This window comes from Paenibacillus sp. FSL H3-0321 (assembly GCF_038002865.1).
Lineage (GTDB): Bacteria > Bacillota > Bacilli > Paenibacillales > Paenibacillaceae > Paenibacillus_AQ.
On sequence record NZ_JBBODH010000001.1, the window covers coordinates 4,149,302 to 4,162,417 of the forward strand.

Annotated in this window: 10 protein-coding genes; all 10 read right to left on the reverse strand. The window is 49.4% G+C overall.

Going from position 1 to position 13,116, the window contains the following annotated elements; translation table 11 throughout:
- Positions 1–78 precede the first annotated feature (78 nt).
- A complete protein-coding gene (locus tag MHI45_RS18385) occupies positions 79–1,365 on the reverse strand; it encodes an adenylosuccinate synthase (protein WP_340895770.1) in 1,287 nt (428 codons plus the stop codon).
- Positions 1,366–1,578: 213 nt separating this feature from the next.
- Complete coding sequence (gene dnaB, locus MHI45_RS18390; RefSeq protein WP_038598234.1) at positions 1,579–2,940, reverse strand: replicative DNA helicase; 1,362 nt, start codon at positions 2,938–2,940, stop codon at positions 1,579–1,581.
- Between the two features lies 1 nt (position 2,941).
- Positions 2,942–3,388, reverse strand: coding sequence for a 50S ribosomal protein L9 (gene rplI / locus MHI45_RS18395; RefSeq protein ID WP_038598236.1), 447 nt, complete (start codon positions 3,386–3,388; stop codon positions 2,942–2,944).
- Positions 3,385–5,391: a DHH family phosphoesterase gene (locus MHI45_RS18400; protein WP_076111712.1), complete on the reverse strand. Its 2,007-nt coding sequence runs from the start codon at positions 5,389–5,391 to the stop codon at positions 3,385–3,387. The genes rplI and MHI45_RS18400 overlap by 4 nt, the downstream gene beginning before the upstream one ends.
- Before the next feature lie 11 nt (positions 5,392–5,402).
- Positions 5,403–6,320: a DUF2232 domain-containing protein gene (locus tag MHI45_RS18405; RefSeq protein WP_341119254.1), complete on the reverse strand. Its 918-nt coding sequence runs from the start codon at positions 6,318–6,320 to the stop codon at positions 5,403–5,405.
- A gap of 6 nt (positions 6,321–6,326) precedes the next feature.
- On the reverse strand, positions 6,327–6,638 hold the full coding sequence (locus tag MHI45_RS18410; RefSeq protein ID WP_036706324.1) for a MazG-like family protein: 312 nt from the start codon (positions 6,636–6,638) through the stop codon (positions 6,327–6,329).
- A 218-nt stretch (positions 6,639–6,856) separates the two neighbouring features.
- Positions 6,857–7,282 carry a CBS domain-containing protein gene (locus MHI45_RS18415; RefSeq protein WP_076111710.1) on the reverse strand — a complete coding sequence of 142 codons (426 nt, stop codon included), beginning with the start codon at positions 7,280–7,282 and terminating at the stop codon, positions 6,857–6,859.
- A gap of 190 nt (positions 7,283–7,472) precedes the next feature.
- A complete protein-coding gene (locus MHI45_RS18420; protein ID WP_076111856.1) occupies positions 7,473–8,501 on the reverse strand; it encodes an LCP family protein in 1,029 nt (342 codons plus the stop codon).
- A gap of 437 nt (positions 8,502–8,938) precedes the next feature.
- Positions 8,939–10,654, reverse strand: coding sequence for an oligopeptide ABC transporter substrate-binding protein (gene opp4A / locus MHI45_RS18425; protein WP_076111708.1), 1,716 nt, complete (start codon positions 10,652–10,654; stop codon positions 8,939–8,941).
- A gap of 272 nt (positions 10,655–10,926) precedes the next feature.
- Entirely contained in the window at positions 10,927–12,909 is a 1,983-nt protein-coding gene (locus MHI45_RS18430) for an endonuclease MutS2 (protein ID WP_341119255.1), read from the reverse strand.
- Positions 12,910–13,116: the final 207 nt, after the last annotated feature.

A 13,116-nucleotide genomic window follows, 5' to 3' on the forward strand; every position in this document is an offset into this window, starting at 1 on the left:
GGAAACCAAAATATTACATAATTGTTGAAGCGCAAAAAAAAGAGCCCCACATAGGGCCCCTTTACTCACAGGAATCACTTAGATATAGATAGGCAGAACCTGATTGGTCTGCTCACGGTTGCGTCCCACGGAGAAGATGGCAATCGGAATGCCTGTAAGCTCCGATACCCGCTCCACATATCTGCGTGTATTAGCCGGCAGATCCTCCAGTGTCTTCGCTGCGGTGATGTCTTCGCTCCAGCCTGGAAGCTCCTCATAGACGGCTTCGCATTCAGCCAGCATTTTGAGGCTGGCCGGATAGTGAGTAATCACCTCGCCGCGGAATTTATAGCCGGTGCAAATCTTTACCGTCTCAAGGCCGCTAAGCACATCCAGCGAGTTGAGCGACAGACCGGTAATTCCGCTGACCCGGCGGGCATGACGGACAACCACACTGTCGAACCAGCCCACACGGCGTGCACGTCCGGTTACAGTACCATATTCATGGCCTGTTTCACGGATGTAATCACCCGTAGCATCGTTCAGCTCGGTAGGGAACGGACCATCGCCAACACGGGTAGTGTAGGCCTTGGCAACCCCGATAACCTGCTTGATCTTCGAAGGGCCCACGCCAGAACCGATACACACACCGCCAGCCGAAGGGTTCGACGATGTAACAAACGGATAAGTCCCTTGATCGATATCCAGCATTACACCTTGTGCACCTTCAAACAGTACTCTGGAATCAGCATCTATAGCATCATTCAGAACCACTGAAGTATCAGTCACATAACCGCGAAGCACTTCTGCATACTCCAGATATTTGACCAGAATTTCTTCCACGTTCAAAGCTTCCGCTCCATATACCTGGGTAATGACCTGATTCTTTTCCTCCATTAATTGGCGCAGTCTCAGCTCAAATTCCTCGGCATCCATCAGATCGGCGATCCGGATTCCGTTGCGTGCCGCTTTATCCATATACGCCGGGCCAATTCCCTTGCGTGTAGTACCGATTTTGTTCGGGCCTTTACGGTCTTCTTCCAAGGCATCAAGCAGCATATGATATGGCATAATGACATGGGCACGATCACTGATCACCAGATTTTTGGTGTCAAATCCGTTCTCATGAATATAATTAATTTCTTGGATCAGGGCTTCCGGATTAATAACCATTCCGTTACCGATTACACAAGTCTTTTCTTTATAAAATACACCTGATGGAATCAAGCTCAGCTTGAATTTCTTTCCGTCAATCAGAATCGTGTGACCGGCATTGTTACCCCCCTGATACCGGGCGACCACATCTGCGCTCTCTGCCAGAAAATCCGTGATCTTCCCTTTGCCTTCGTCTCCCCATTGTGTTCCCACGACGACTACCGTTGACATATTCATTCCTCCGTAGGTGCAAGCTAGCACCATTATTTTTCATAATATGGGCTCTGTACAGCGTTCTTATGTACGCAGCCCTCCGGACGCCAAAGCAGTTTTAACCCGCTAAAGCACAATAACCAGTGTAACAGTGGTACTTTTTAAAGTCAAATAAAAACGAACGATCACACAAGGAAATGTGCAATCGTTCGGGAATTGTGAATAAATGATCTACCCTGCAAAAGGTTCAGAGTGTGCCCGCTCGTAGTTGACGAACTTGTTGAAATTTTTCAGGAACACAAGCTCTACAGTGCCGACAGGGCCGTTACGCTGTTTGGCAATAATAATTTCAATGATATTTTTCTTTTCGGTATCCTGGTTATAGTAGTCATCACGATACAGGAAGGCTACGATATCGGCATCCTGCTCGATGGAACCGGATTCCCGAAGGTCACTCATCATCGGGCGCTTATCCTGCCGCTGCTCCACACCCCGGCTGAGCTGGGAAAGGGCAATAACCGGAACATCAAGCTCACGGGCAATCTGCTTCAGGGTACGGGAAATCTCGGAGACTTCCTGCTGGCGGTTCTCCCCGCCCTTGCCGCGGCCCTGAATCAGCTGCAAGTAGTCGATGACGATCATGCCGAGGCCTTTTTCCTTCTTGAGCCTGCGGCATTTCGCCCGGATATCTGTAACCGTGATCCCGGGAGTATCATCAATATAGATTTCTGCTTCAGATAAGGACTGAATCCCCATCGTAAGCTTCGACCAATCATCATCACTTTTGAAATCACCGGTACGCATAATGTTGGCATCGAGGTTGGCTTCCGCGCAGATCATACGCTGTACCAGCTGCGGCGCCGACATTTCCAGACTGAAGATGGCTACGGTCTCTTTGGCACGGACCGCTACATTCTGGGCAATATTCAGTGCGAATGCCGTCTTCCCTACGGATGGACGGGCCGCCACAATAATCAGGTCATTACGCTGGAAACCGTTGGTCATATGATCAAGGTCGGCAAAGCCGGTTGGAATCCCGGAGGTGCCCCCCTTATTCTGATGAAGCAGCTCCACACGGTCGAAGACCTGCATGAGCACATCGCGGATGGCGATAAAGCCGCTGCCGCTCCGGCGGTTGGAGATCTCCAGAATCCGCCGCTCAGCATCGCTCAGCATATCGGCTACATCCTCACCGCCGGTGTACCCTTCACTCACGATCTGCGTCGCTGTACGGATCAGCCGCCGCAGCATCGCCTTCTCTTCAATAATCTGCGCATAATATTCCACGTTGGCCGCAGTCGGCACTGCATGGGCCAGCTTAGCCAAATAGCTGACACCGCCGATATCCTCAAGCTGTCCCTTGTCCTGCAGTCTGGACGTCAGCGTAACCAGATCAATCGGCTGGCTCTCTTCTCCGAGCTGCACCATCGCCTCAAAAATCATTTGATGCGGTTTATCGTAGAAGTCTTCGGTATTCACCCGCTCCATCGCGGTAACCAGCGCTTCATCCTGCAGCAGAACAGCACCGATTACAGCCTGCTCTGCCTCCAGGTTCTGCGGGGGAATCCGATCGAAAAAGAGATCTCCACCCATCTTACTCCTCCGTTACCTGAACCGTAAGGTTAGCCTTTACTTCAGTATGCAGCTTCACACTTACCTGAAACGTACCTACATGGCGAATGGGATCACTCAGCTCAATTTTGCGCTTGTCGATTACGATCCCTTGTGTTTCCACCAAAGTTTCGGCGATCTGCTTGCTTGTAATAGCGCCGAAGAGACGGCCGCCTTCACCCGATTTTGCTTTCAGGGTCAGCGTCAGCTCGTCCAGCTTCTTACCCAGCTGCTGGGCTTCCTCTTTCTCCTGGTCCTTGCGGCGCTGCTCGGCTGCTGCCTGATTCTCCAGAGTTTTCACATTGCCGTCTGTGGCCGGGCGGACCAAGCCGCGCGGCAGCAGGAAGTTCGCTGCATAGCCTTCCGATACCTCTTTCACTTGCCCCTTCTTGCCTTGACCTTTAACATCCTTTATAAAAATGACCTTCATTCGAATAGCCCCTCTTTCGCTTCAATTTCAGCCAGAACTTCCATTAGTCTGGCTTCTGCTTGCTTGCATGTTCCCTCGAGCTGCACCGCTGCGTTGGACAAATGTCCTCCGCCGCCGAGCTTCTCCATTACCACCTGCACATTCATTCGTCCGAGTGACCGGGCACTGATGCCGATGAGGCCGTCAGGCCGCTCACTGATCACGAATGAAGCCACCACATTCGTCATTCCAAGCAGCGTGTCCGCTGTCTGGGCAATTAAGAGCTGTGGAATTTTCATTCCCGGTGAGGTTACAACGAGTGCAATATGATCATACACCATCCGGGCATGTTTGATAATTTCCGCTTTGGAAATGTACTCCTGCAAATCCTCTTTCAGCATACGCTGGATAAGGATCGTGTCCGCGCCGATCCGCCGCAGAAACCCTGCCGCTTCAAAGGTTCGCGAGCCGGTATGCAACGCAAAATGCTTCGTGTCGACTGTAATCCCCGCGAGCAGCATGGTAGCCTCCAGCGGGCTGAGCTTAATCTTGTCATGAATGTACTGCAGCAGCTCTGTTACCAGCTCGCAGGTAGAGGAGGCATAGGGCTCCAGATAGACCAGCACCGCATCATTAATGAACTCCTCACCCCGGCGATGATGGTCGACAACAACAATGCGGCTGGCGTACTGCACGAGACGCGGCTCCATCGTCATGGAAGCCTTGTGCGTATCCACGACAATCAGCAGCGTATGTTCAGTCATCATCTGGAGTGCCTGCTCTGTAGTAACAAAGGTTTTGTACAGCTCATCATCGCGGCGGATCTGCTCCATCATCCTAGTGATGGACGGATTAGGCGTCTCCATCACGATGTTTGCTTCCACATTGTACATCTGTGCCGCCTTAAGCAGCCCAATAGCAGCCCCTACGGCATCGATATCGGGGACCCGGTGACCCATAATCAGCACTCTGTCGCTCTCCTGCATCAGGTCACGCAGCGCATGCGCAATGACCCGCGCCCGGACTCTCGTGCGCTTCTCCGCCGCGTTGCTCTTGCCTCCATAGAAGGAGAGCCTCTGGCCCGCCTTAACGGCTGCCTGATCCCCGCCGCGGCCCAGCGCCATGTCCAGACTGGATTGCGCCAGCGCTCCGAGCTCACTGGCGGACTCTGAACCATAGGCAAGGCCTATGCTCAGCGTCATCGGCACCTTGAGGTCGGCCGTCATTTCGCGCACTTCGTCGAGTACAACGAACCGGCTCTCTTCCAGCGCCTGAAGGCTACGGTGATTCAGCAGCATCAAGTAGCGCTCTGAGGACAACCGCCGCAAGTATACTTCAAACTGCTTGCTCCACTCCGTAATCTCACTGGCTACCTTGGCGATCAGCGAAGTGCGCTGCTGATCGTCCATGCCTTGGGCTGCTTCATCCAGATTGTCCATCATCACAATACCGATGGCCAGCTTCTCTTCTTCATACCTTTCCCGCAGAACCACAAGCTCGGTAATGTCATACAAATAGAGCAGACGCTCGCTGGGTATAGCCACAACCTGATAATACCGGTCATCCACTGAAATTTCCTGTCTGATGTCCTTCAGCACGCCCTCTTTGGCCGGGTCCCGCTTGACCGGCACATTTCCCGTCAGAGAGGACATCACCTCAGGCAGCAGCTCCTGCAGCGCTTCGCCTACCAGGGACTTCCGGGAGAAGATATCCCCGGCATTGCGGTTGTTCCACTCCACCGTGCGGTCTTCGCTATACAGGATAATGCCGAGCGGAAGCATGCTGACCGCTTCACCTTCCACCCGCTTGATGCGGAAAGAAAGCCCGTTGATATATTCCACCAGGTTGCGCCGGAATGAGATCTCCGCTTGCAGCATGGAGAAACATAAAGTGCCGGCCAGGAACAGGCTGGCAATCCCCAGAGCCCAGTTATAGATACTGACGACTATAATAAGGACCAGCAGCAGCAGGAACGCCCATACGGTATGATAGCCGTGCCAGCGTCTTTGCAGAAATTTAGGCATGAGCTCTCACCCTATCGTTTCGATTTCTTCACTAGCTCTCGCAGTGGGAACGCCATATCGATAATACCGATAATCCATAATCCCGGCAGCCAAATAACCGGCAGTGCCAGCAGTATCGCCACAATCTTGCACCATTTACGCTCGTAGACCACGAAGAACAGGAATCCGATAGTCTGGATTTTAAATACAATTTGCAGCAATGGCAGCAGATTGGCCGAGATCATCAGCATAAAGCTGTTGTCTGAATTGCCAAACAGCAGGTTAATTACGACTCCCAACAGATAGTACCAGATAAATGATCTTGAAAGTCTCCATTCACGCGCAGGCTTCAGCTTAGGAACCGCATATTCCATGCTGTTAAGGATGGGGCGGACAATGGAGTGGGTGATTACAGCCATCATAAATGAGCTCAGAATCAGCGTCATAGGAATAACCTGTATGGTCATATGACTGATCGTATTTACATCCTCAGATGTAAGATTGAACTCGGTCATCAGCGGATTGCCCGTGCCCAGATCAGAGAGCGGGGACGTAACCATCTGCATCATATCATTGACATAACTGGAGAGATCAAAATTGAACAGCGCCGTACCGATCACCAGCAGCAGCAGAAACTCGCCTAAAATCGTAACGGTTCCCGCAAGGATGGTGGACAGCGCCGAAGCGCGTTTCTTATACCATCGTCCCATAACTATTGCCGGGATTAAGAAATAGAGCGCTAACACTACGTAAACAGGTGTAATCAGGCCTACAATCAGCAGTACTGGCAGCAGATGCACAATAAACTGTTTAGTACTCAGAGTAGTGAATAGCACTACAGCCGGAATAATCAAGAAAAGGGTAGTGATAATGAGCAGCGGGGTTGATAAGGATAGCAGCAGCAGCAAGTAGACGATGCTCCATGCCACAGATGTCCAGCGAAATTTCAACAGTATTCACCTCTTACGCATATGTTCTTCTAACGCAGATATATCCTGGTACCATTCTTCAAGCTGATGCCCTTCCTGCCTGTGCTTTCTAAGCTTTTCGATTAATAAATCATCCAGCTCTCGATAGGGAATACCCAGTCTGCGCCCCAGAATATATGAGCTCATAATCAGGCTGGCCAGACTGTCGCCCACACGGGCGGTGCTGCCTTCCCACAATGCCTTGAACAGCCTTGAGACTTGATCAATTACTTCGGTTTTTAACCACTCAATTACCTTGGCGCGTTTGGCCACATCCAAATCCTTCGGCACATTGGGCATGTCTCTTAACCTCCGGCAAAAAGCATTATTCTCCATTATAGCATAAATATTTCCCAGCCACACGGGACGTCAGCCCCCCGGAAAGAGCCCTGCTTGTCTTCAGACAATAGGCCCGTTAACACCGCTTCTACGGGCCATCCCTCTTCAAAAAAGGCCCGCATTCCGTTTGTTGCCGGAAATACAGGCCTTGCTGCATTTGCATCTGATGCATCAATAAATTATAACGATTCCTGCGATTGCCGCGAAACAACCTTCTCACAATATTCAATAATTTGACTCCGGCGGACAATACCGATAAATCGGTTCATATCGTCGACCACCGGCACAAAGTTCTGCACCTTGGCCAGATTAATCAAATCCTCCATATCGGCATCGATCGATACCGGCAGATTGTTCATCCGCAGCGGCACATCTTTAAGCAAATATTTTGAAGCATTTTCAAACGTAACCGCCCCGCCCGAGTCCTTCATGTACCAGAGCAAATCGCCTTCTGTTACAGTTCCGGCATATTCCCCGTTCCGGTTCAGGATCGGTACAGCAGTATAGCGGTGAAATTCCATCCGTTCCAGAGTCTGCCGCAGCGTTGAATCCAGTGTCACGCACGCGACCTCCAGCTTCGGAAGTAAAAAAAACGCAATATTCATCTCTTGATCCTCCTCAAAGAGTTCCGAAGGAATTAACACTTACCTTCCCCTTGTTATAGGGCCATTGTAGTTATACGCCTCAGCGAGCAATAAGTTCCATCTCATTATACCATGAAGACAGTAAGCAGCAGCCACTAACCTTGCACATGGCTGCTGCTTTTTTAAGGATATGATATTCGTCCTGACCGTTCTATTGTGCTTGAGCTGTAGCCTTAGGCTCCAGCGCGTTCTCGGCTTTGCCCGGCTCAATCAGCTGATCAACCGGTGTGCTGGCACTCATCCAATTGTCGATCAAGGCCTTCGCTTCCTTCAAGTCTTCTTCATCAATGATATCGTAATACAATCCGTTGATACGCTCCCCTTCACCCATCACGGTAAAGCTGGAGATATCCATGTCTTTGCCGCTCATGAATTTCTTGGCCAGGCTAATAATGGTGGACGGCTCGATATCGGTCTTGAAATTTTCACCCATAATGTCCAGCAGCTCAGGGATCTTGCCGATTTGACTGATTGATAACATTTTATTCGCAACCACATCAATAAAGACCTGCTGCCGTTTGGTCCGGTTAAAATCACTGTCCTCCCGGTAACGGGTGTAATTGAGCGCCTCTTCACCATCGTAGTTCGGTTTGCCGCCCTCAATCGTAAATTTCTCATGATCCTTGCCTTTGTTTACGATATCCTTCTTAATTGGCAGCGGTACGCCTCCAATGGCATTCACCGCATCCTTGAGGCCTTGGAAATTAATTGTGGCATAATATTGAATATCGTGCCCCAACAGCGCCTCCAGCGTATCCTTTGCCATTTGCTGGCCGCCAAATGCGTACGCATGTGTGATTTTGTCTTTCTTGTTGTCATTATGCCCGATGATTTCGGTGTACGTATCACGCGGTATGGAAATGAGCAGCATCTTATAATCCTCTGGACGAATGACCGCATAGATCATCGTATCGGAACGCGCCGTTTCATTGTCACGCTGGTCTGTACCCAGAAGCATAAGAGAGAACGGGTCGCTTTTATAAACAACCGGCTCCGGTTTGACTTTGTTGTCGTTCAGCGGCTGATAAGATTCTTCCGCCAATGTTTTTTCGACCCGGTCTGACAGGAAAAGATCAAAAGCCAATACAGCCAGCTGTTTTTGAAACAAAAAACCTCCCGCAAGGACGACTACAAGTGCTATAAGGGCAATATACCTTTTTTTCATTTTTTTCTTCTTCATCATTAGATTCCTTCTTTATGGTGGAATATACACAGGATTGCTTGAAGATCTATTTATAATGCTTGCCTGCTGCTTACCAGACAGTCATGACTGTGTTTCTTTTGTTGTTGAACATGCTCTCTGCCCTATTCAGTCTTAGTGTTCCCCCTTTCAGGAATTAGGGTCATTCTAATTGTTGAATAAACCTGGAAAACAACTTTGACACAGAAACAATATTTCTATTGTAATCACTTGACGCATAAAAAGAAACAACAAATACCGACATCATTTGTGCTGCAGCTACTTGTAATCCATAAAGTATATGACGAGCAAAACTCTATTTTGTTATGCAGCTTGACAAATAAATATTTAAAAACCTGCTGACAGCTTAGGCTTTAATACAAAAAGACCGCAACCCCCACGATCTCTTGGGATGCGGTTTTTGCGGTCTCAAATGTCTAATCGATATCCTTAATCCACCACTTCTGCGGCTCCACAATATTGCTTATAGCATTCACTCTTACGCCCTGCAGTCGATGATTAACAGCAGTAATATTGGCCCGTTCGGCAAAAAAGATCATCGGAACCTCTTCGTTAATCAGCTTCTGCCACTCATAATACACCTGCTTGCGATGCTCCTTGTCATACGACTTGGTGCCCACACCCTCACGGATCAGTTCTTCGCTGCGGGTTGAATACCAGCGAGAATAATTCCACAGATCCGATGAGCGCCACAAGCCTGACGGATCCGGGTCACTGGCTAGTCCCCATACCCCGTTAAACAGCTCGACCGAAGGATCATCATTCTCTACCGCTTCGTAGAACGTATTCAGCTCTTTCAGACTTCCGCCGTTTAGCTGTACATCTAGGCCGACCTCCCGCCAATTCTGCAGAATCGCCTGCGTGCGCGGCGCTGAGGTCTTGCTGCCGTTCATGGCATCATAGTGAATGATGAATTTAGCTCCCTTGGGGTCCTCGCGCAAGCCGTCGCCATCCACATCCACATATCCCGCTTCATCAAGCAATGACTTGGCAAGTTCAGGGTGATAGGGATAGGTATTAATTTCTGTATCGGCAATTTTGGCCCAGCTTGTACTGGGGACCGGAGTTTCAATCAGCGTTCCCAGCCCATTGGAGAATTTATTGATAATACCTTGACGGTCCAGTGCGTAATACATAGCTTTGCGCAAGCGCTTGTCTGCAAACTTGGGGTTATCCATGACATTTTGCTGTGTTTCATCATCCCAATGTCCAAATTTGAAGCCTATGTATTCGTAGGACAGCTCCGGTGACTGCAGAACTTCAATATTATCCAAGTCCTTTATGGCTGCAAAGTTATCCCGCGGAACCGTTCCAATATCGATCATGCCTTCCTCGAACTGGGGAGAAAGGCTCTCAGGATCCACTACCTTATATACAACAGCGTCAAGCAACGCCTTTCCCCGGTGATAATGGTCAAATCGCTTCATTTCCACAAGCTGCCCCGGCTGAATTTGAGTTACCTCGAAAGGGCCAATGCCAATTGGGTTTTTCCGCACCTGATCACTTTCCGGCATATCTTTAACAGCCACTCCGCTATAATATTTCTTGTTCATCGGATAAGGCCACAAATTGTCAATTGTATTCACGCGTGCGGCATTTACCGTAATTCTCAGCCGGTAAGGATCAATGACTTTGATTCCGGAGATTTCCTTCGCTTTTCCGCTGTGATAATCTTCTACTCCCTTAATCATTTCCACGCTGTAATACCTTGAACCTGTGTAGTCGGGGCTGGCAATTGTCTCAAGTGCAAATTTCCAGTCTTCCACCGTCAGCTCATCGCCGTTATGCCAGCGGACACCGGGTTTAATGCTGAATGTGAACACGGTATGATCTTCGGATTCCTGCCAGGAAGCAATATTCGGTACGGTTGTCAGGTCATCCTCGACGGTAAACATAGCCTCCGTAATGAAATCAAGAACATTGGAATCATCATCTCCTTCAAAAAAAGCGGGTTCAAACAATCCCTGGAACGGTGAGGTGTAGCCATAGGTAACGGTACCTCCTGCCTTCGCTTCATCAGCCGTTTTGCTGAAGGATATTGTATTTGAATTATTGCTTAAGCCTAAACCGCTGCATGCTGAAAGTAGAAAAGCCATGAGCATCAGCATTCCGCCAAGTTTACGTTTATGCATGTATTCCTTCCTTTCTTCTGTTCCTCTAACCCTATATGGAAGCGTTTTCTAATGTTTATTTTACTGAATTTATTATTAAAATTTAGTTGTCATTCCAATTTAAGCTATATATATCATATAATGTGTAAAATTTTTAAAACACGGTTTTGATAAACCACATTATAGAGGATATACAATATTCTCCGTAAAGAAAAGACCATATTTGTAACCTTTGTGCTGCGGACACAAAAAGGCCTGCCTTTTCGGGGCAGACCTCCGTTCAGAATTTATGCCTATTGCTCCTCGTCCGTATGGATGATCGTCACGCCTTCAACATGTCTTTTTCGCATCAGTTTGCGCTTTTTACGGGTATCCTTGCTCTCGAAAATAATATCAAAATCATAATCGTCAGGATACAGCTCCGCTTTGGAGAGGTAGGGTTTCAGGCGTTTATGATTTATTTGCATTTTTTGCTTTTGAATCATGACCCCAACCATTCCCAGGTCATTTCGCTTCTCATACACAATTCCCGTTCTTCCAAGGGAGCTGACATACACCGCATCCCCTACCTCAAAATTTACGGCCTGCTTCTTACTGCCTGCTTCCTCCGCAGAGTCATTCTGTTCTCCGCCTTCTTGAGTCCGCTCTTTGTCCTCTTCATTCGATTCAACGGACAGTCTCAATCCTTCAGTCTTATGCCCTGTGTACCCGGCATTAGGACTGCTCCAGTTCTCTCTCCCGCCCTGTTGTTCCCGCTGCTGGGCTACAAGCTGCTGCGAGCGCTGAATGACATTGCCCGGGATACCCAGCTTCTCGGCGATTTGCAGCGCGTAGCTTTCACCCGCCTCGCCAATGGTCAGCTTGTAGAGCGGCCGGAGTGTCTCCTTATCGAACTCCATCCGCGCATTCTGGAATCCCGGGGTGGAAGCAGCAAACACTTTTAGCTCATTAAAATGGGTAGTGACAATGATATTCGCCCCTTTGCGGTTCAGTTCCTCAAGAATAGCTATCGAGAGAGCAAAACCTTCACCGGGATCTGTCCCTGCCGCCAGCTCATCAATCAGCAGCAGTACCCCTTTGCCTGCATCCTGCAGCATTCCCTCAATGCTCTTCATCTGGGCAGAAAAGGTGCTCAGCGACTGCGTCAGGCTCTGTCCGTCTCCAATAACACTGATTACATCGCTGAATACAGCGAAGTCACAGTCCTCCTCTACAGGAACCAGCATTCCGGAATGCACCATTAAGGTCAGTAGGCCCAGCGTTTTGAGCACAACTGTTTTCCCCCCAGTATTGGGGCCTGTTACAATCAAAGACCTATAGCCCTTGCCAAACTCTAGGCTGACCGGCACCATATCCTTCAGCTTCGGATGCCTGCCGCCGTTCATCCTCAGGTAACCACGGTCATTCAAAGCAACTCTCCTCGCCCCAAGTGTGCGGGCGTACTTAGCTTTGGCAAAGATGAAATCATACGTGCCCGTCACATCAATATTTACCCGCAAGGCTTCCTGCTCCTGTTCCACCATGCCGCTGAGCATGCTTAGAATCATTCCCTCTTCCCGTGCCTCGTCAGCAGCCAGCAGCTCCAGCTCTCCCTGCAGGGCGGCTATATCATAAGGCTCGACGAAGACGGTCTGTCCGCTGGTGGATTGATCCAGCACTGAGCCTTTCACCTGTTTGTGATATTCGCGTTTTACAGGAATAACATAACGCCCGCCGCGCATGCTGACCAGATTCTCCTGGAGGATAGACTGGTGCTTGGACATAATGCTCTCCAGCTTCCTGTTCAGCCGCTCTTTAGCCACTGCCAGACGCTTGCGCACTCTCTCCAGCCCTTTACTCGCCTGGTCTTCTATGACCCCAAACCGGATACAGCGTTCAATTTCCTCTCTGACATGCCTCAATTCCTGCAGAGAAGCTCCATAGGCGGCGATTCGCGGCGCACTTTGCTCCTTGGAGGCCATATACTTGCGCAGCTGACTGCAGCTGTTCAGAAAGGTGCATACCGACATAAGATCCTGCTCGTTATACATATATCCGGTACCCAGCAGTGACATGATCGACTCGATTCCCTCCAGAGAAGGCAACGGAACACTTGCCCCTCTTCCCAGCAGCTCATAGGCTTCATCCGTTTCATCCATTGCCCGGTGGATTGCCGGCAGGTAAGTCATCGGTGCCAGCTCATTTACATATCTTCTTCCTTCATAGGATACTGCATGCCGTGCCAAATCCTGTTTGATCTCTTCGTATTCAAGCGTATTCAAACTTTGCAGATTCAATGTTTCTCCTCCTCTATTGTCGACCTGAATGTATCAGGCGTGATTGTTCCTAACGCAAAAAAGGGCAAAGACTGCCACTACGGCAGTCCTTGCCCTCATTTATATGGTGTTGTCTCTGAAAACAGAAAAAACCGTGCTGCAAGAGCACGGTTAATTACAAAGAGAACAACAGCCGTAAAGAGGCCATCGTGACGCTTCGTGTGTTCT